Raw genomic sequence first — 18,348 nt, forward strand, 5'->3', positions numbered from 1 at the left:
GGCTCTCATGTCGTTGTCCAGGAGGACTTTTCTGATCGGCGCCGGCAGTGTGCTCGCGCTGGCCGGCTGCGGCTCGTCTCAAGACAAGGCTCAGAACAAGGCGGGCGGCGGCAAGGTCGAGCTCGTCTATCGCCTGTGGGACGAGCAGCAGGAGGTCGGCTACAAGGCGGTGTTCGCGGAGTTCACCACGCAGAACCCGGACATCACCGTCCGGATGGAGGTCCTTCCGTGGGACCAGTACTGGACCAAGCTGACCACCGAACTGGCCAGCGGCAAGGCGCCGGACGTGTTCTGGCTGACCGTCGACTACTTCCCGGACTTCGCGAGCAAGGGCGTCCTCGCACCACTCGACGACCTGATCTCGAAGGCGGGCCTGAAACTCGACTCGTACCACCCGAACGTCGTGCAGTCGTACAAGTTCGAGGACAAGCAGCTCGGGATGCCGAAGGACATGGGCATCGTCGGACTGCTCTACAACAAGGACCTGGTCGCGAAGGCCGGAGTCACGATGCCGGCCGAGCTGACCTGGGCGCCGGACGGTTCGGGCAGCTTCCTCGAGGTGGCGCGCAAGCTGACCGTCGGCAGCAAGCAGTGGGGCTTCTGCTCCTGGAACCACAGCCAGACACAGTGGCTGAACTGGATCGCATCGAACGGCGGCCACGCGATGGACAAGCCGTACGGCGCCTTCGACTTCGCGAGCCCGAAGTCCGTCGAGGCGCTGCAGTTCGCGCGGGACCTGGTGTTCAAGTGGAAGGTGTCGCCGGACGGCACCCGGACCAACCCGCCGACCGGGCAGGCGACCGAGATGTTCTACCGCGGCGAAGTCGCGATGTTCCCGGCGAACAACGCGCTGCTGCCGTTCGCGCTGCCTGAGGTGAAGTTCCCGATCGGGGTCGCGGCGATGCCTGCTGGCCCGGCGGGGCGGACGGTGGTGATCAATGGGCTCTCCGAGGCGATGTTCGCGAAGACGAAGCACCCCGACGAGGCCGGCAAGCTCGTCGCCTTCCTCGGGTCGGAGAAGGCGCAGCGGCTGATGGGCGACGCGGGCTACATCATCCCTGCCCTCAACAACGCCGGCGCCGGCTACCAGGCGTTCTGGAAGAAGAAGGGCATCGACGTCCAGCCGTTCCTCGACTCCGCCGCCGGCAGCACCGTCAACCTCCCGATCGCCGAAGGCTGGACCGCCAAGTCCCCCGAGATCAACAAAACCGTCAACGACCTGTACCTCGACAAGATCGCCGTCCCCGACATCGCAGCGTCCATGGACAAGATCGGAAACAACAAGTGAAGGAACTGACGGACTCGTACGACGACTTCCAGGACCCCGGCGTACTGCGGGAGCGGCTGGCGGGTGATGGTTATCTGTTCTTTCGAGGGCTGCTGCCGCGGGATGTGGTTGCGGACGTTCACGAGAAGTTGGCGCGGATTCTGTACGACAGTGACTGGTTGGCGCGGGATGCTGATCCGCGGGAGTTGGTTGCGTCGGGGCGGGCCGTGGAGGAAGGGTCGGCGGGGTTCTTCGGGGCCTATACGGCGATTCAGAGCACCGAGGCGTTTCACAAGCTCGCCGTACGGCCGGAGCTGTTGACGTTGAGCGCGCGGTTGCTGGGTGAGGAGGCGTTCGCGCATCCGGCGCATATCTGCCGGATCGCGCCGCCGTCGCCGGGCGCGAATCCGACGCCGATCCATCAGGACTACCGGTTCATCCAGGGGTCGGTGGACACGCTCACCACCTGGCTGCCGTTGAGTGCGGCGCCGCCGGAGATCGGTGGGTTGCGGGTGCTGGCCGGGTCACCGCGGCTCGGCGTACTGCCGGTGAAGGCGTCCGACGGGCCGGGCATGATGCGCGCCGAGGCGGACGAGAACCATCCGGAGTGGCGTACGACGTCGTACCAGCCGGGCGATGTGCTGCTGTTCGGGAGTCTGACCGTGCACGGTGCGATGCCGAACCGGACGAAGCAGCTGCGCTTGTCGGCCGACTTCCGGTACCAGGCGCTGAGTGCGCCGATGGCCCGCGACCTGCTCGGCACCGGGAAGCCGCATTACCACCCGGAGGTGCCGGACTTCCCGACCCTCACCCGCGGCTGGACCTCGACAGAGTGCGTCGAGGTCCCGGCCGGGGTCCGCATCGTGGATCGCTGGGACCCGCGCGTGGACGACGTACCGACACCGCCGTCCCGCTTCGCTTACATCTAAGGCTTCAGTACGATCTTGCCGCGGGCGTGGCCGGACTCGCTCAGTTCCTGAGCCTTGGCTGCGTCCGCGAGCTCGAAGGTCTGCGCGATCCGGGGCGTGAGCTTGCCGTCAGTCGCCGCCTGCAGGTGGGCCTCGAGACCGGACCGGATGGACTCCGTGGTCCCGCCGCCGCCGGACATCGTGACGCCGAGCTCTCCCGCCGCTGCGTAGTCCGCGATGGTGACGATCCGCTCGGTGCCGCCGCGCAGTTCGACCGACTCCTTCAGCCCGCCTTTTCCAGCGGTGTCGAATACCGCGTCCACTCCGTCGGGAGCCGCAGCACGCACCCGCTCCAGCAGGCCCTCGCCGTACTCGACCGGGACCGCGCCGAGCGACCGCAGGTACTCGTGGTTCGCGGGCGACGCCGTACCGACGACCGTCAGACCGGCTGCCTTGGCGAGCTGTACGGCGACCGAGCCGACCGCGCCTGCAGCACCGTGGATCAGGATCGTCTCGCCGGACTTCACGCCGAGCAGATCGAGTACGCGCTGCGCGGTCTCGCCGGCCACCGGTACGCCGACCGCCTGCTCCCAGCTCACGCCCGCGGGCTTGCGCGCCACGTTCCCGCCGATCGCGTACTCGGCGTACGCGCCGCCGTCCGACCAGCCGACCACCTCGTCGCCGACCGCGAACTCGGCGCCGTCACCGGCCTCGTCGACCACGCCGGCCACCTCGAGCCCCGGAACGGCCGGGAACACCGGGTCGATGAACCCCTTCGTCCAGCCGCGGCGCACCTTGAAGTCGATCGGGTTCACCCCGGCCGCGCGCACCTTGATCCGCACCTGCCCGGGACCCGCGTGCGGCTCCTCGACGACCTGCACCTTCAGTACCTCGGGACCGCCGAACTCCTCGAACACAACCGCTCGCATACCACTGCCTCCATGAATTGGTTGTCGCTTCAATAAATGCTGCGGGACACCCGCGCATTCCCGACTGGCCGATCGGACAGTTGTCCACCGTCCGAAAGACGGGGCCGGGTGGATGCGTCAACCGACGTACTCTCAAAGGCATGGCAGACGTACTGGCGGCGACGGCGCAGATCATCGACGGGCCGCCCGAGGAGCTGCTCCAGCGACTGTCCCTCGCGACCGCGGACCTGGTCCCGCACCGCGCGGTCGCGCAGCTCGCCTCGCAGTGCGCGTCCACACCGGTGACGGCGTACGGCGATCCGGCCGTGAGCGGCGCGATTACCGGAGCGGACCTGGCCGGCCTCCTGGGTACCGTGACTGCCGGCCAGCCGTGGCAGGGCGTCATCCCGATCGCCGGCGCTCAGCATCCCGTGCTCGCGGTCTCGAGCGACCGGGCGCCGCGTGGCTCGGTGGTCGTCTACATCCTGGCCGACAGCGACCCGGTCCCGACGGATCAGCTGCAGGCGTTGTGGGACGTCGTCACCGCGCACATGTACCGCTTGACCCTCGAACGCGAACCGGGTGCCGTGGCGCAGCACCGTGCCGTCGCGGAGGCTCGCAACGATCTGGCGGCCGAGCTCGGGGAAGCTCATGCGGCAACGCTCGCGACGATTCTCGGCGTACTGCGCAACCAGCGGATCGACGACGCCGCGGCACGGACGATGGCCGTCGAGCTGGCGCTCAACGGCCTCGCCGAGCTGCGGACCGACACGCAGCGGGACCGGGTGTGCAGCGGCGAGGAACCGGCGGGCCGTGCCTTCGACCGGCTCGCGGACTCGCTCCGGGCGCTGCTCCGGCACGGCCCGGTCGAGCTCGAACTGGATGCCCCGGGCAACGATCAGCTGATCCCGGCGGGCGTCGCGCACGCCGCCCGGGTCGCCGTCCGCTCGGTAGTGCTGGCGATGCTGACCCAGGACGAGGTACGCCGGATCCGCGTGGGCTGGCGCTGGGACGGGAAGGAACTGCTGTCCACGGTCCGCGACGACGGCCCCGGCCTGCTGGCGAACGTCCTCGATCTAGGACAGCTGTCCGAACGCCTCCGCCTCCACGAGGGCGATCTGGACCTGGACGCCGTACCCGGCTGGGGCCTGACGGCCCGGATCACCCTCCGCACCTCACAAGCCCCGCAAACCGTCAGATCCGACCCCCTGGCCGCCCTAGGCGCCCGCGAACTCGAAGTCCTCGAGTGCCTCTCCCAGGGCCACCGCAACCGCTCAATCGCCGACGACCTCCACATCAGCGAATCAACAGTCAAGTTCCACGTAGCCAACATCCTCACCAAACTGGACGTAACCACCCGAACCCAAGCCGCCGCCCTCTACCACGCGACAGCCGTCGGATGAACCTGAGCCGTCAGTATCACCGGCGATACTTTCGCCGGTGATACCAACCTCAGCTCTCTTCGAGGCGGGGGAACAGGGGGGCGCCCTTGGTGAGGGTGGCGCCTGGGGGGAGTTGGCCCCAGGTGCCGGCGTCCTGGACTCGCTGGTCGGGCAGGGCGCCGAGCTTCTCCTCCGCGCCGAGGAGTTCCCAGAGCTTCGCGGACGACTTCGGCATCGTGGGGTTGTGGAGTACGGCGACGGCGCGTAGGACCTCGGCGGCGGAGTAGAGGATTGTTGCCAGGCGGGCCTGCTGGGACTCGTCCTTGGCGACCTTCCACGGCTCCTGTTCGGTGACGTAGCCGTTCACGGCGCCGACCAGGTCGTTGATCGCGGCCAGGGCGTCCTGGAACGCGAGCGTGTCCAGGGCCTTGTCCGCGGTCGCGACAGTCTGCGCGAGCTTGTCCGCCAGTGCCTGCTCGGCGGGGCCGTGGTCGGTCGGCTCCGGCAGGGCGCCGTCGAAGTACTTGCCGACCATGGCCGCGATCCGGCTGGCCAGGTTGCCGAGGCCGTTGGCGAGTTCGGACGTGTAGACCGCGCTCAGGTGCTCCCACGAGAACGAGCCGTCCGAGCCGAACTGGATCGTGCGCAGGAAGTAGTACCGGAACGCGTCCGAGCCGAAGTGGTCGGTGATCTCGTGCGGCGCGATCGCGGTCAGCTTCGACTTGCTCATCTTCTCGCCGCCGACCAGCAGCCACCCGTGGGCGAACACCTGGCGAGGTACGGCGACCTCGGCGGCCATCAGCATCGCCGGCCAGATCACCGCGTGGAACCGGAGGATGTCCTTACCCACCAGGTGTACGTCGGCCGGCCACAGCTCCTCGAACCGCTCCGGGTCGGTGCCGTAGCCCGCGGCCGTCACGTAGTTCAGCAGGGCGTCGATCCACACGTACAGGACGTGGTCCTCGTCCCAGGGCACCGGGATGCCCCAGTCGAACGTCGACCGCGTGATCGACAGGTCCTGCAGACCCTGCTTGACGAACGCGATCACCTCGTTGCGGGCGCTGGACGGCGCCACGAAGTCCGGCTGCGACTCGTACAGCTCCAGGAGCTTGTCGCCGTACGCCGAGAGCCGGAAGAAGTAGTTGGTCTCGGAGACCGTCTCCAGCTCGGTGCCGTGGATGATGCACCGCTGCGTGCCGTCCTCGTCGGTGCGGATGTCCGCGGGGAGCTTGAACTCCTCGCACCCGACGCAGTACAGGCCCTCGTACTCACCCTTGTAGACGTCGCCCTTGTCGTAGAGCTTCTGCCAGAACTCGCGGACCCGCTCGGTGTGACGCTGGTCGGTGGTCCGGATGAAGTCGTCGTACGCGATGTCGACGTCCACCCAGGCCGGCTTCCAGGACTCCTCGACCAGCTTGTCGGTCCACTCCTGCGGGCTCATGCCCTGGGCCTGCGCGCTGCGCATCACCTTTTCGCCGTGCTCGTCGGTACCCGTCAGGTACCACTTGCGCTCGCCGCGCTGGGCGTGCCAGCGGGTCAGGACGTCCCCGGCCACCGTCGTGTAGGCGCTGCCGATGTGCGGCGGGGCCGTGACGTAGTAGATCGGGGTGGTGACGTAATAGGCCTTCTCGGACATGTCAACAAGGGTAGTGGCGTGCGCCAGTGCTATTTACCGGGGTCCCGAGCAGCGAGTACGGCGTCGTACACGGTCCGTTTCGGGACGTTGAAGCGCTTCGCGACGTCGGAGATCGCCTGTTTGCGCGGCGTACCCGCCTCCTCGTCCTTGGCCACCTCCCGCGCCAGGTCCTCCGGGGTCAGCACCTTGTGCGGGTCCGCGCCGGCCACCACCAGGGTGATCTCGCCCCGGACGCCCTCCTTCGACCAGGTCACGAGTTCGTCGAGCGGGCCGCGTTTCACCTCTTCGTACGTCTTCGTGAGCTCCCGGCACACCGCCGTACGCCGGTCCGCGCCGAACGCCTCGGCCATCGCCTCCAAGGACTGCGTGAGCCGGTGCGGCGCCTCGAAGAACACCATCGTCCGCGGCTCGTCCTTGAGCTCGCCGAGCCGTCGCGCGCGCTCCCCCGGCTTGCGCGGCAGGAACCCCTCGAACGTGAACCGATCCACCGGCAGCCCGCTCAACGCGAGCGCCGTCAGCACCGCCGACGGCCCCGGTACGGCGGTCACGTCGACATCGGCCTCGATCGCCGCCGCCACCAGCCGGTACCCAGGGTCCGACACGCTCGGCATCCCCGCGTCCGTCACCACAACCACGGTCTGCCCATCCAGGAGCGCCTGTAGCAACTCCGGCGTACGCTCCCGCTCGTTCCCCTCGAAGTAGCTGACCACCCGCCCACCCAGCTGGATCCCCAATTCGGACGTCAGCCGCCGCAAGCGCCGCGTGTCCTCCGCGGCCACCACGTCCGCCTCCGCCAGCACCCGCCCCAACCGCGGCGAGCCATCCGACACGTCCCCGATAGGAGTCCCCGCCAACACCAGCCGCCCGCTCATCAGGTCATCATCCCAGCCGCGCGCACCGACGCGGGGAGGCGGTGGTACCAGGGCGTCCGTACGATGGCGGGCGTGGCTGCTGTGATCGAGGACGAAACGGTACGGCGGAGTGATGCCGACGCGGAGCGGGAGACGCTCGGGCGGGACGTGCTCGGGAGACGGCTGCCGCCGCTCAAGGAGCGGTTGTACCCGGCGATGCCGCGGGACTTCGACGGCGGCTGGATCGCCACGCTGGCGATCACCGTGCTGGCCGGCGTACTGCGGTTCTGGCACCTGAGCAACCCGGTGAAGTTCGTCTTCGACGAGACGTACTACGCCAAGGACGCCTACAGCCTGCTCAAGTTCGGCTACGCACGGCAGTTCATCGACCAGCCGGAGGGCGCCGCGGACAAGGCGATCCTGGCGGGCAACCTGGACGTCTTCAAGGACACCCCGAGCCTGACCGTGCACCCCGAGGTCGGCAAGTGGATGATCGCCGCCGGTGAGCAGCTGTTCGGGATGACCCCGTTCGGCTGGCGGTTCATGCCGGCGCTGTTCGGCACGCTGACCGTGCTGCTGCTGATCCGGACGGTACGCCGGATGACCCGGTCGACCCTGATCGGCTGCATCGCGGGCCTGCTGCTCGCGGTAGACGGCCTGCATTTCGTGATGTCCCGGGTCGCGCTGCTCGACATCTTCCTCGCGTTCTGGCTGGTCGCGGCGGTCTCCTGCCTGGTCGCCGACCGCGACTGGACCCGCCGCCGGCACGCCGAGACCCTCGACAAGCCGGTCCCCGACGGCGAGCGCCGTCCGGTCGGCCGCTGGCTGCTGGTCCGGCCGTGGCGGATCGCCGCCGGCATCTGCTTCGGCCTGGCGCTCGGCACCAAGTGGTCGGCGGTCTGGGTGCTCGCCGCGTTCGGCGTGATGGTGTTCGCCTGGGACTTCGGGGCCCGGCGGGCGCTCGGCGTCCGGTTCGCGTTCGTGAAGTCGGCCCTGGTCGACGGCATCCCGGCGTTCGTCAGCCTGGTGCTGGTCGCGGTCGTCACGTACGTCGCGACCTGGACCGGCTGGCTGCTGCACGACAACGCCTACGACCACAACTGGGCCGCGAGCAATCCGGCGCACGGCGTGATGAAGGTCGTGCCGGACGACTTCCGGTCGCTGCTGGAGTACCACAAGGAAGTACTCGCGTTCCACACCGGCGACTACATCAAGCACGCCACCCACCCGTACGCCTCGAACCCGGCCGGCTGGCCGATCATCGCCCGCCCGATCGGCTTCGACGCGGTCAACGACATCAAACCCGGTACGCCGGGCTGCAACGCACCGACCGGGACCAACTGTCTGCAGGTGATCTCTGCCCTCGGTACGCCGCTGTTGTGGTGGGGAGGCGCGCTCGCGCTGATCGCGGCGCTGGTGCTGTGGATAGGCACGCGCGACTGGCGGCTCGGCATACCGATCGTCGGGTACGTGACGTGCTGGGTGCCGTGGTTCGCGTTCGACGACCGGCCGATCTTCTTCTTCTACGCCGTCACGATGATCCCGTTCACGGTGATGGCGCTGGCGCTGATCCTCGGCAAGGTCCTCGGCCCGGCCCGTGAGGCGACGAGGACAGCGACTCCACGCCGGCTGATCGGCACCGCGGTGGTCGGCGCGTTCGTCGTCCTCGTGGTGCTGAACTTCGCCTACATCTGGCCGATCCTGACCGACGAGGTGCTCCCGCACCCGGACTGGCTCAGCCGCATGTGGTTCAAGACCTGGATCTGACCCGACAAGCTAGTGCAGCTCGTGGTGGCCTTTGCCCTTGAGTTTCTTGCCGTGGCGCTTGGCTGAGGACTGACCGCCGACGCCGCCGAACAGGGCGAGGCCCTTCACCACGACGACAGGTGCGTTCGGGTCCGGGTCGTCGCTGCCGCGGGCGCCGAAGCCGCCGAAGATGCCGACGCCCTCGTTGCGGACCGTCACGCCTTCCGGGACGGTGATGTCGATGCCGCCGAACACCGCGAACGCCCAGATCGTCACCTCGCGGCCCTCGAAGACCGCGTTGGTCATGTCGAGGTCGTGCCCGCCGAACACCGCGAACGCGTTGGTACGGCGCTTCACCCGCCAGCGGCCCTTCCGCTCGCCGCCGCCGAAGATCGCGACCATCGTGTCGAAGCTCGAGTCCGGGTCGGCCGGTTCCTCGATCGGCACCAGGCTGGTCGACGCGGCCGCGGCCGGTTGCGCCACCGGTGCCGGCTGACCGGGGACGACGAGGTCGCGGGTGATCGGTTCGAGCTCGCCGAGGGTCTTCGCCTCGAGGGTCTTCTCGAGGCGCTCGGCGTGTTCCTCCTGCGTCAACCGGCCCGACATCAGGGCCTCCCGCAGTACGTCGACCACCTGGTCACGATCGATGTCGGACGCCCGCAGATGCGCGTGCGGATGCGGGCGATCAGGCAGGTTCTCCATAAGACGGAACGATATATCGCAACCGGCTCCGTGAGGACCCCGATTGATCCCGGAACCGACCCTTACCCGGCGATTTTCCGGCGCTGGACCCGAAGTGCGCAGCCGACTGCGATCAGTGTGATCGCGGCGAAGGTGATCGCCGTACCGAGGTAGCCGCCGAGGCCCAGGCCGAGGCCGCCGATCGCGGCGCCGAGGAACGTGCCAAGGCTCATGCCGGCCGCGTTGACGCTGAGCGCCGATCCCCGGAGGTCACCGCTGCGACGGACCAGCAGCGTGGTGACACAGGCCGCGACCGTTGCGTGGCTGGCACCCATGAGAGCGGTGAGGAGCAGCGCGAGCGGGAGCGTCGGCGAGAAGTAGAACGCGGAGACCGCGAGCAGGGCGACCGTGATGCCGGCGACGAGCAGCCGCTCGGGGGTGATCCACGGACGATCGGTGGCGAGGTACCGGCCGGAGAGGAGGTTGCCGAGGAAGAACGACGCGCCGCTGAGCGACCAGACCAGCGCGAACCAGCCCGGCGCGAGGTCGAACTTCTCGTCGTAGAACGCCGCGAGATAAGCGAGGTAGCCCATGAAGGCCGCGGTCCGCAGCATCGCGACGGCCAGCAGCGGGAGCGCACCGGGGATCCGAGCAAGCTCGCGGTACGTCGCCAGGTAGCTCATCCGCTCCCGGTTGGTGATCGGCGCCTTCCGCCCGCGCCCGCGCCAGAAGAAGGCCGCCGCCAGGACGAGCGAGATCGCGGCCGCGGCCAGCAGGTTGCCCCGCCAGCCCCAGATCAGACCCGGCCCGGCAAGCACCGGAGCCGCAAGCATCGCCATCGCCGACGTCGTCGCGGACACCAGCGTCGCCGCGCGGCCAGCCGCTGCCGGGGACCTGAACCGGTCCGCGGCCGCGGCGCCGATCGACGGCGCCAAGATCGACGTCGACGCCCCGATCAGCAGGCAGAACACGGCCAGCGCAAAGACGTTGCCCACGGCCCCCAATGCCGCCGAGACGCCCAGCAGTGCGAGCCCGCCCGCGGCGACCAGTTCCCGCGGTGCGCGGTCCATCAGCGGCGCGAGCACTACACCGACCGCTAGCGCTGCTAGCCCGCCGAGCCCTCGCAGTCCACCGATCTCCGCAACGCTCCCGCCGGCGGCTTCGGAGATCGGCACCAGATACATCCCGAACACCGTGAACGGGATCAGGCTCACCGTCGAGGCCAGCAGGAACGGCCACAGCCGTCGGGCCATCCGGAGATCGCCCGGGACTGCCGCCGCGGGCGCGGTGAGGTTCTGCTGCGTGGTCATGTATCCGTCCTGTAGCGATAGAGGCTGCTCGGGCGGGAGCTGAACTGGGAAAAGGGAAAGGGTTCCGCTGACAGCGCGGTGACGCCGGCGCCGAGGAAGGCGCGGGCGACCGCACTGCCGGTCTGAGCGTAGACGGCGAGCGGCTTCGATTGCTCACGGCAACGAGTAAGGAGTACGTCGAAGCTGCCGTTGGACAGCGTCATACCAGTGGCGACTACCGCGTCGGCGGCGTCGATCACCTCGGTCATGTCGCGGGAGACGGACAAGCCGGAGGCCGTCTCACGGAGGTTGAAGTCGCACGGGAGACAGACACCGCCGCGGGCCGTGATCGCGTCGACGAGCGGGTTCACGACGCCGATCAGCGCGACTTTGGTGCCTTCGGCAACATCGAGCAGTCCGACGACGGCTGCGTCACGGGCGCGGGCGCGAACGTCCGGCGTACCGGCCGGGAGGACGACTTCCTCGGCGTACGGCGCGGTGTGGTGCGGCTCGACCGCGGCCAGGTAGGCGTCGAGTGCGGCGATCCGGACGGGGAGCGGGTCGTTGGAGGAGAGCACGTCGGCGAGCGTGCGGCCGGAGGTGTCGGCGCAGTACGCCGGGTCTAGCTCACCCGACTCGAAGGAGCATGCGCCGAACACTTCTCCTACTCGCAACAGCACGTAGTAGTTCCGGTACGTGACGTCGGCGCCCGGCAGGCGCGTCGTGTGGTGCAGCCAGAACGCGCTGGTGATGTCGAGGTCCGCAGGTGACGGACCACGCGATCCGGCGAGTACCTCTGCGGTCAGATCAGCCACGGTGACGGTCATGGGAGATCGGCCAGCCTTTCTTGGTTGAAGTGCAGGGCGGACAACTCGGGGCGGCCGGTGGGCTGGAAGCAGTACAGGAGGGAGCGACGATCCGTGGCCGTCCGGTTCGGGGCGGAGCGGTGCACCATCAGGCCGGGGAACATCAGGACCGACCCGGCCGGGGCCTCCACCGTCACCGCGCGGGTCTCGTCGACGACCGTTGGATCCACCAGCAATCCGGTCGGGTCCTGCGGATCACGACGTACCGGACCCTCCGAGGGACTGCCCGGGATCAGGGTCATCGCGCCGTTCGCGGCGGTGTTGTCGTCGAGCATCACGATCGCGGTCGCGATGTCGTACGCCGCCGCACCGCAGCACCCGTACCAGTACGGAAAGTCCTGGTGCCACGCGAATTCCGACCCGACTCCGGCGCGCTTGAAGTTCAGTTTCGCCACGAATCGCCCCGCCATTGCCCCGATCAACGAACTCATAGGCTCGGCCAACCGCGGCTCGCCCCACAGTGCCTCCAGCGCCGGATGCAGATGCGCCACCGGCGACAGACTGCGCACCGCCTTTCGCTCCGCACCCGGCTCCCAGTGGATGGTTGTCCCGTGCACCGTTTCCAGCCGGTGCCCGTCCGGCCAGACGTTCGCCGTTGCCTCGCCGGCTTCGGCCGCGGAGACGACGTCCGCATGCACCTGTTCGACCACGTCGCGCAGCCGATCCACCTCGGTTGCCGTGAACAACTCCGGAAGCAGCACATACCCACTCACGGGACCACATTAATGCGACGGAGTCGCAGATGGAAACTCCTCGCGCCGGACCTGGGCGGATTCTCGCCGGTCCCACGACATCGCCGACCACGGCACCGCGAGCTCGTCCAGCGAATCGATCTCCCGCGGCCGCATCGACGCCATCGGCCGCGCCTCGGCGTGCCGGGCGAACGCGGACTCGACGTACCGCGTCCCGGTGTCCGCGGCCAGGAAAACGTGTTTCCGCCCACGGTCGCAGTGGTGCTCCCACAACGCCGACAGGTACGCCGCCCCGGCCGACAGCCCCGCGAAAACGCCGGACGTGCGGAGCAGATCCACCGCCGCCGACATCGCGTAGTCGAACGAGACCCAGTGCAACCGGTCGTACAACTCGTGCCGCACGTTCCGGAACTCGATCGAGCTGCCGATTCCGGCGATGATCATCTCCGGGTCCTGCGTGTGCCCGGCCCCGAACGTGATGCTCCCGAACGGCTGCACGCCGACCAGGTTCACGTCCCGGCCGCGTTCCCGCAGGTACGCCGCGATCGCGCCGGTCGAGGCGCCCGTACCGACGCCGCCGACCAGACACAGCGGACCGGTCGGCACCAGCTTCGCCACGAGCTCCGCGATCGCGCCGTACCCGAGGTAATGGATGTCGTCGTGGTACTGCTGCATCCAGTGGTACGTCGGGTTGTCGCGGAGGATCTCACCGATCCGGCGGACCCGGAGGTTCTGGTCGAGCTGCAGGTTGTTCGACGACGGCACCTGCTCGACGGTCGCACCGAGGATCTCGAGCTGGATCTTGAGCGTCCGGTCGACCGTGGTCGAGCCGACGATGTGGCACTTCATCCCGTATCGGTGGCAAGCGAGCGCGAGGGCGTGTGCGTAGATCCCGCTCGAGCTGTCGATCAGCGTGTCACCGGGCCGGACCTGCCCGGTCTCCAGCAGGTGGCGTACGGCGCCGAGCGCGGAGTACACCTTCATGGTCTCGAACCGCAGGCAGATCAGATCGTCCCCGCTGCCGGAACTGACGCGGATCGGGTCCGGGTCCTTGATGGCCTCCGCCAGGTGGTCGTGCAGTCGCGTCATCGGCGCGGTTCGCTCCTTGAGTCGGTGGTCAGCACGGGCGGAGTTTGTGGGTCGTCGCCGATCCGGGCGGCTGCTACCAGCCGCCGGGTCAGCTCGTGGTGCGGCTCGGTCGTGATCGTCGCGGGCGGGCCCTGCTCGACCACCCGGCCGGCGTCGAGGACCAGGACCCGGTCCGCGACGGCTGCGACCAGGCGCAGGTCGTGACCGATCCAGATCAGCGCCGTACCGCGGTCCTTGAGTTCAGTCAGGAGGTCGAGGACGAGCGCCGTACCGTGGTCGTCGAGGGCGGTGGTGATCTCGTCGCAGATCAGTACGTCGGGGTTCGCCAGAACTGCTCGCGCGAGGGCGGCTCGTTGCAGTTCACCGCCGGACAGGCGGCTCGGCGGGCGGGCGGCGGTGATCGCGGCGACGCCGAGACGGGCGAGCGTGGCGACGGCCTCGGCGTGCGCCTGGTCCGGTGTGAGTCCGCGGAGGCGTTGCGCCGTACGGGCGACCTGCTGGTCGACGGGACGGCGTTCGTCGAAGGAGCCGCGGACCTCCTGCCAGACGTACTGCACGCGGCGGTGCTGGTCGCGGGTGCGTTTCCGGAGGACCGGGAGCGGTTCGTCGTCGAGCAGGATGGTGCCGGTGTAGCGCTCGTGCAGGCCGGCCAGGCAGCGGGCCAAGGTGGTCTTGCCGCTGCCGGAGCGGCCGACGACCCCGAGGCAGGCGCCGGCGCGGACGGCGAGGTCGGCCTCGTGCAGGACGACATCGCGCCCGCGGGGACGCAGCGAGGCAGACAGGTTCATTGCCGTTAGCAACGGTTGCCCGGCGGCAGAGGTTCCCGCGACCTCCAGGTCCGGTGCGGATGGGAGTACGTCGGTGGCGATCACCTGACCTGCGTCGAGCACGACTACACGGAATGCGAGAGCGCGGACCAGGTCGAGATCGTGACTGAGCAGCAAGATGCCGAGACCGGTGGCGGCGAGATCTCTGAGTTCGTGGACGAGTTGCAGCCGGGTGATCGAGTCGAGGCCGGTGCTCGGCTCGTCGAGCACGAGTACCTTCGGCCGGCAGGTGAGCGTCTGCGCGAGCGCCACTCGTTGCCGCTGGCCACCGGAGAACTGATGCGGAAAACGTTTGAGGGTTGCGCGATCTCCGGGCAACTGCGCCGCGCGGACGGCCTCGTGGGGGTCGCCGTCGTGCAGCTTCGCGAGCTCCTGCAGCGTCGTACCAATGCGCCGGGCCGGGTTCAGCGCGCTGCCGGGATGTTGTGGCATGTAGGCGACGACGCGACCGCGTACCGACGGCGCGGCGGTAGTCACTCCGTTGCTGTCGACAACCAGTTGGCCGGCGACCTCGACCCGGCCGGCCAGTCGTACGCCGTCACCGTGTTCGCCTAGCAGCGCTAGCGCCGAGGTCGTCTTACCCGACCCGGACGCACCGACCAGCGCCGTCACCTCCCCCGCGACAACCTCGAAGGACACCCCGTCCACCAGCACCGCATCCCCAGCGGTCGCAGACAGCCCGGTCACACGCACCACCGGTGTCATCTTGTGCTCTCCACCAGACGGCGTGATCGGTGGACGAGGCGGTCGGCGAGGAGGTTGAAACCCAAGGTGAAGGAGACGAGCAGGAGAGCGGGCGCCAGCACCGACCACGGTTGGAGGAGCAGGCCCTCGCGGTTGCGGGACACGCTGACCGCCCAGTCCGGCGCGGTCGGGCTCAGCCCGAGCCCGAGGAAGTTGACCGAGGCGACGAGGAACACCGCGAGCGTGATCCGGGTGCCGAGATCCGCCGCAACCGGCCCGAGGACCGAGCGTCCGACGTACCCGAGCTGGATCGTGAACCACGACTCCCGTTGCATCCGGAGCGCCTCGACCACCGGTCCACTCGCCGCGTCCAGGGCAGCCGCTCGGACGAGTCGGGCGACGGTCGGGACGTTCACCATCGCGACGGCGACGGTGATTGCCAGCGCGGAGGCGCGCCAGCCGACGGCGACCACGCTGATGACGAGGAGGGACGGGAGTGGCAGCAGTACGTCGAGCGGTCGCATCATGCCTTCGTCCAGCCACCGATGCCGGGTCGACGCGGCCGTCAGCCCGATCAGCCCGCCCACCAAGTACGCCAGCACCACCGCCCCGATCGCCATCCCGAGCGCCGTCCGCCCACCCACCAGCAACAGCCCCAGAACGTCCCGCCCCAACCCATCCGTCCCCAACACGCCTTCGGACGAGTAGGGCAGGCCTGGCCGAGCGTCGTACGGCAGGAACGGGCCGACCACGGCGACAACCAGCGGCACCGCAACAAGCCCCAGCGACACACCCACCGCCGCCACCCCACCCACCCGCGAGCCGCCATCTTCGTGCGGGTTCATCGGAGGACTTCCGATCGTGGGACCAGCCGATTGCAGATGAGGTCGGCGCCGAGGTTGATGAGGAGCGCGGCGACAGCCAGGACCAGCGTGAGGCCTTGCACGGTGGGGACATCGCGGGTTTCCACGCCGTCCACGAGTGCGGTCGCGAAGCCGGGAATGGCGAAGATGGCTTCGACAACCAGGACGCCGCCCAGAAGCGTGTCGCCGGTGCGGGCCAGTTCTTGTACGCCGGGAACCGCCGCGTTCGGGAGGACGTGACGGAGCAGGAGTTGCCGGCGCGGGATGCCGAGCCGTCGGGCCTGTGTCACGTACTCGGCGTTCAGAGCAGCAACCGTCCCGGCGCGGACCTGACGCGACAGCAGGCAGACGGTCCGGCCGAAGAGTACGGCGATGGGGAGGATCAACAGGGCCGGCGAGGAGAGGAGATTGCCGCCGATCCACGTCGCCGGCAACCAGCCGAGTTTCAGCGAGAACACGGCCACCAGAACCACCGCGATCACGAAGTCCGGGATCGCCGACAACGCCAGCGTGATCGACGTGATCGCACGGTCGACGCGCCCGTTCTCACGGGTGCCCATCACGATGCCGAGGGCAACGGCCAGCGGTACGACGATCGCTAGCGTTGCTAGCGTGAGTACGAGCGTCGCGCCGATCGAGTGCCGCACGATCTCGGCAACAGGTCCCCCGCTGATCAACGACGTACCCAGATCGCCTGTCACCACATTGCCGAGCCAGTGCACGAACCGTTCAACAGGAGGCTGGTCGAGACCGAGCTCCGCCCGTAGCGCAGCGACCTGCGTCGGCGTCAGCGTCTCGGTGAACCGCAAGTCCGCCGCGTCCCCCGGCAGCAACGACGTCAGCACGAACACCAGCACCGAGAGCACAGCCAACTGAACGACCGCGAGCCCCGCCCGTTGAGCGGCGTACGACCGCATTCAGGCCAGCCACACCTTGTCGAACCGGCCCTGGTCCACCGTGTTCGGCGGCACCGCCTGCACTCCTTGCACCTTCGACGACACCGCGATCAGGTAGTCCGGCAGACCCCACGCGAGGATCCCGCCCTCGTCCCGCACGGTCTTCTGCAGTACGCCGTACCGCCTGGAACGCTCGGTTTCGTCCGTCACCGCCCGCGCCGCCGCGAACGCGGTGTCGAACGCCGGCCGCCGCCAATGCGTCACGTTGAACGGCGAATGCGACAGCAACCGATCGGTGACGTACTGCGGAATCGGCATCGCGCCCGACCGATGGTTGCCGATGGCTCCCTTCGTCAGCAGGTCCTTCGCATACGTCTGCGGGCTTCCGGTCGTCACCTTCAACCGCACTCCCGCCTCCGCGACCTGCTCCGCGAACAACGTCGCCGCCTCGACGAACCCGGCCGACGCGTCCGCGGTGAAGATCTCCACCTCCTTGCCCGCCAGCCCCGCCTTCTTCAGCAGGCTCCGCGCCTGGTCGACGTCACGCTCCCGGGCCGGCAGATCGGCCGGATAGTACTGATACCCCTTGCCGAACAGGTCGTTCCCCACCTCACCCCGCCCGGCCAGTACGACGTCCACCAGCCGCTGCCGGTCCGCCACCAGCTTGAACGCGAGCCGTACGTCGGGATTGTCGAACGGCGGCCGGTCGACCTTCATCACGAACGCCTGCATCGTGCTGGCCTTCGCCGCCACGATCCGCACCGTCTTCCCGGCCTCCGCGGTCCGCGCGAACGTGGCCGTCATGTCGTTGGCGTACTCCGCCTGACCACCCTGTACGGCGTTCGCCCGCGCCTCGGAATCGGCCGACAGGATGTGCAGCTCCTCGATCCGCGCGGGCTCGTCCCAGTAGTCGTCGTACCGCGAAGCGACCATCGAGCGGCCGGCCTCGAACGACACGTACCGGAACGCGCCGGTGCCGACGGGCTTGGTGGGATCCTTGAACCCGTTCCGCACGATCTGCGTGCCGATTCCGGCCAGCAGTGCGGGGAACTCCGCGTTCGGCTGGGTCAGCACCAGCTCGACCGTCGCGGGCCCGATCGCCTTGCTGCGCTTGAGATCCAGCGTCGCGAGCGACGACTGCGCGACCCGCTCCGGTACGGCGGGATCGACGATCCGGGCGATGCTGTACAGCACGTCCTCGGCGACCAGTTTCGCGCCGTCATGGAAGGTCGCGTCGCGCAGGCTGAACCGCCAGGTGGTCGCGGTCCCGTCGTGTTCCCACTTCGACGCGAGCCGCGGCACCGGCTTCAGATCCGGGCCGAGTTCGACGAGTTTCTCGTAGATCGCCTTGTGCCGTGCGATGTCCACGAAGAGGCTCTGCACGTGCGGGTCGAGCACCTCCTTCGCCCCGCCACCGGCGTACACGGCACGCAGCCGCCCGCCCTGCTTGGGTTGCGCGGCCGCACCCCCGTCCGCCCCACATCCGGTGATCGCCGCCAATCCGGCCACCCCGGCCATCCCCAGGAACCCACGCCTACCCAAAGCCTCGGACACGCGCCACATCCTCACCTTTAGTGAAAACGATTGTCAAATCCAGCGCGCATCCGAACCCGACGCGATCATTCTTCCGAGGACATCGGCCGATCGCTCTCCGTGACGGCGTGTCACCGCCACACCGCACCCCGCCACCTCACCTGCCCCGTCGAGGCACCGCACGCACCGCACCACACGCACCCGGTGTGCACCGCCCAGTCCGTCGCACC

At 68.9% G+C, this 18,348-nt stretch carries 16 protein-coding genes; 4 read left to right on the plus strand and 12 right to left on the minus strand.

Features of this window, described 5'->3' with window-relative positions; all coding sequences use genetic code 11:
• The first annotated feature begins 7 nt into the window (after nt 1-7).
• Together ACLJOO_RS03625 and ACLJOO_RS03630 are read left to right on the plus strand one after the other, a co-directional pair.
• The gene (locus ACLJOO_RS03625) at nt 8-1,288 is read left to right on the plus strand and encodes an ABC transporter substrate-binding protein (protein ID WP_410785364.1); all 1,281 of its coding nucleotides are present in this window, start codon (nt 8-10) and stop codon (nt 1,286-1,288) included.
• Nucleotides 1,285-2,196: a phytanoyl-CoA dioxygenase family protein gene (locus tag ACLJOO_RS03630; RefSeq protein ID WP_410785365.1), complete on the plus strand. Its 912-nt coding sequence runs from the start codon at nt 1,285-1,287 to the stop codon at nt 2,194-2,196. The genes ACLJOO_RS03625 and ACLJOO_RS03630 overlap by 4 nt, the downstream gene beginning before the upstream one ends.
• Here the strand turns inward: ACLJOO_RS03630 and ACLJOO_RS03635 are convergent.
• Entirely contained in the window at nt 2,193-3,104 is a 912-nt protein-coding gene (locus ACLJOO_RS03635) for an NADP-dependent oxidoreductase (protein WP_410785367.1), read from the minus strand. The genes ACLJOO_RS03630 and ACLJOO_RS03635 overlap by 4 nt on opposite strands.
• A 140-nt stretch (nt 3,105-3,244) precedes the next feature.
• On the opposite strand from ACLJOO_RS03635, the gene ACLJOO_RS03640 reads away from it, so the two are divergent.
• On the plus strand, nt 3,245-4,486 hold the full coding sequence (locus ACLJOO_RS03640; protein ID WP_410785368.1) for a helix-turn-helix transcriptional regulator: 1,242 nt from the start codon (nt 3,245-3,247) through the stop codon (nt 4,484-4,486).
• Nucleotides 4,487-4,535: 49 nt separating this feature from the next.
• Here the strand turns inward: ACLJOO_RS03640 and metG are convergent, their stop codons facing one another.
• Both metG and rsmI read right to left on the minus strand, forming a co-directional pair.
• Nucleotides 4,536-6,101 (minus strand): methionine--tRNA ligase, encoded by a 1,566-nt coding sequence (metG, locus tag ACLJOO_RS03645; RefSeq protein WP_410785369.1) that lies wholly within the window; start codon nt 6,099-6,101, stop codon nt 4,536-4,538.
• Nucleotides 6,102-6,130: 29 nt separating this feature from the next.
• Nucleotides 6,131-6,973 (minus strand): 16S rRNA (cytidine(1402)-2'-O)-methyltransferase, encoded by an 843-nt coding sequence (rsmI, locus tag ACLJOO_RS03650; RefSeq protein ID WP_410785370.1) that lies wholly within the window; start codon nt 6,971-6,973, stop codon nt 6,131-6,133.
• 195 nt (nt 6,974-7,168) lie between these two features.
• Between rsmI and ACLJOO_RS03655 the strand changes: the two genes are divergently transcribed.
• Nucleotides 7,169-8,719, plus strand: a complete 1,551-nt coding sequence (locus tag ACLJOO_RS03655; protein WP_410787114.1) for a dolichyl-phosphate-mannose--protein mannosyltransferase — start codon at nt 7,169-7,171, stop codon at nt 8,717-8,719.
• Nucleotides 8,720-8,728: 9 nt separating this feature from the next.
• Here the strand turns inward: ACLJOO_RS03655 and ACLJOO_RS03660 are convergent, their stop codons facing one another.
• The 9 genes from ACLJOO_RS03660 to ACLJOO_RS03700 form a co-directional block, all read right to left on the minus strand.
• Nucleotides 8,729-9,400, minus strand: coding sequence for a DUF1707 domain-containing protein (locus ACLJOO_RS03660; RefSeq protein WP_410785371.1), 672 nt, complete (start codon nt 9,398-9,400; stop codon nt 8,729-8,731).
• A gap of 62 nt (nt 9,401-9,462) precedes the next feature.
• Nucleotides 9,463-10,689 (minus strand): MFS transporter, encoded by a 1,227-nt coding sequence (locus ACLJOO_RS03665; protein WP_410785372.1) that lies wholly within the window; start codon nt 10,687-10,689, stop codon nt 9,463-9,465.
• On the minus strand, nt 10,686-11,495 hold the full coding sequence (locus ACLJOO_RS03670; protein ID WP_410785374.1) for a Rossmann-like domain-containing protein: 810 nt from the start codon (nt 11,493-11,495) through the stop codon (nt 10,686-10,688). Before ACLJOO_RS03670 ends, ACLJOO_RS03665 begins: the two co-directional genes overlap by 4 nt.
• Nucleotides 11,492-12,247 (minus strand): phytanoyl-CoA dioxygenase family protein, encoded by a 756-nt coding sequence (locus ACLJOO_RS03675; protein ID WP_410785375.1) that lies wholly within the window; start codon nt 12,245-12,247, stop codon nt 11,492-11,494. The genes ACLJOO_RS03670 and ACLJOO_RS03675 overlap by 4 nt, the downstream gene beginning before the upstream one ends.
• Before the next feature lie 9 nt (nt 12,248-12,256).
• On the minus strand, nt 12,257-13,315 hold the full coding sequence (locus ACLJOO_RS03680) for a pyridoxal-phosphate dependent enzyme (RefSeq protein ID WP_410785377.1): 1,059 nt from the start codon (nt 13,313-13,315) through the stop codon (nt 12,257-12,259).
• Nucleotides 13,312-14,847 carry an ABC transporter ATP-binding protein gene (locus ACLJOO_RS03685; RefSeq protein WP_410785378.1) on the minus strand — a complete coding sequence of 512 codons (1,536 nt, stop codon included), beginning with the start codon at nt 14,845-14,847 and terminating at the stop codon, nt 13,312-13,314. Before ACLJOO_RS03685 ends, ACLJOO_RS03680 begins: the two co-directional genes overlap by 4 nt.
• Entirely contained in the window at nt 14,844-15,671 is an 828-nt protein-coding gene (locus tag ACLJOO_RS03690; RefSeq protein WP_410785380.1) for an ABC transporter permease, read from the minus strand. Before ACLJOO_RS03690 ends, ACLJOO_RS03685 begins: the two co-directional genes overlap by 4 nt.
• Nucleotides 15,668-16,606 carry an ABC transporter permease gene (locus ACLJOO_RS03695; RefSeq protein WP_410785381.1) on the minus strand — a complete coding sequence of 313 codons (939 nt, stop codon included), beginning with the start codon at nt 16,604-16,606 and terminating at the stop codon, nt 15,668-15,670. The genes ACLJOO_RS03690 and ACLJOO_RS03695 overlap by 4 nt, the downstream gene beginning before the upstream one ends.
• The gene (locus ACLJOO_RS03700; RefSeq protein ID WP_410785382.1) at nt 16,607-18,139 is read right to left on the minus strand and encodes an ABC transporter substrate-binding protein; all 1,533 of its coding nucleotides are present in this window, start codon (nt 18,137-18,139) and stop codon (nt 16,607-16,609) included.
• Nucleotides 18,140-18,348 lie beyond the last annotated feature (209 nt).

This window comes from Kribbella sp. C-35 (assembly GCF_046549195.1).
Classification (GTDB): Bacteria; Actinomycetota; Actinomycetes; order Propionibacteriales; family Kribbellaceae; genus Kribbella.

What these genes read in the sequence shown, in the direction of transcription:
- ACLJOO_RS03625 (WP_410785364.1), top strand. Translation starts at nt 8, where the DNA reads ATGTCGTTGTCCAGGAGGACTTTTCTGATCGGCGCCGGCAGTGTGCTC.
- ACLJOO_RS03635 (WP_410785367.1), bottom strand. Translation starts at nt 3,104, where the DNA reads ATGCGAGCGGTTGTGTTCGAGGAGTTCGGCGGTCCCGAGGTACTGAAG.
- ACLJOO_RS03640 (WP_410785368.1), top strand. Translation starts at nt 3,245, where the DNA reads ATGGCAGACGTACTGGCGGCGACGGCGCAGATCATCGACGGGCCGCCC.
- metG (WP_410785369.1), bottom strand. Translation starts at nt 6,101, where the DNA reads ATGTCCGAGAAGGCCTATTACGTCACCACCCCGATCTACTACGTCACG.
- rsmI (WP_410785370.1), bottom strand. Translation starts at nt 6,973, where the DNA reads ATGAGCGGGCGGCTGGTGTTGGCGGGGACTCCTATCGGGGACGTGTCG.
- ACLJOO_RS03655 (WP_410787114.1), top strand. Translation starts at nt 7,169, where the DNA reads ATGCCGCGGGACTTCGACGGCGGCTGGATCGCCACGCTGGCGATCACC.
- ACLJOO_RS03660 (WP_410785371.1), bottom strand. Translation starts at nt 9,400, where the DNA reads ATGGAGAACCTGCCTGATCGCCCGCATCCGCACGCGCATCTGCGGGCG.
- ACLJOO_RS03665 (WP_410785372.1), bottom strand. Translation starts at nt 10,689, where the DNA reads ATGACCACGCAGCAGAACCTCACCGCGCCCGCGGCGGCAGTCCCGGGC.
- ACLJOO_RS03670 (WP_410785374.1), bottom strand. Translation starts at nt 11,495, where the DNA reads ATGACCGTCACCGTGGCTGATCTGACCGCAGAGGTACTCGCCGGATCG.
- ACLJOO_RS03680 (WP_410785377.1), bottom strand. Translation starts at nt 13,315, where the DNA reads ATGACGCGACTGCACGACCACCTGGCGGAGGCCATCAAGGACCCGGAC.
- ACLJOO_RS03685 (WP_410785378.1), bottom strand. Translation starts at nt 14,847, where the DNA reads ATGACACCGGTGGTGCGTGTGACCGGGCTGTCTGCGACCGCTGGGGAT.
- ACLJOO_RS03690 (WP_410785380.1), bottom strand. Translation starts at nt 15,671, where the DNA reads ATGAACCCGCACGAAGATGGCGGCTCGCGGGTGGGTGGGGTGGCGGCG.
- ACLJOO_RS03695 (WP_410785381.1), bottom strand. Translation starts at nt 16,606, where the DNA reads ATGCGGTCGTACGCCGCTCAACGGGCGGGGCTCGCGGTCGTTCAGTTG.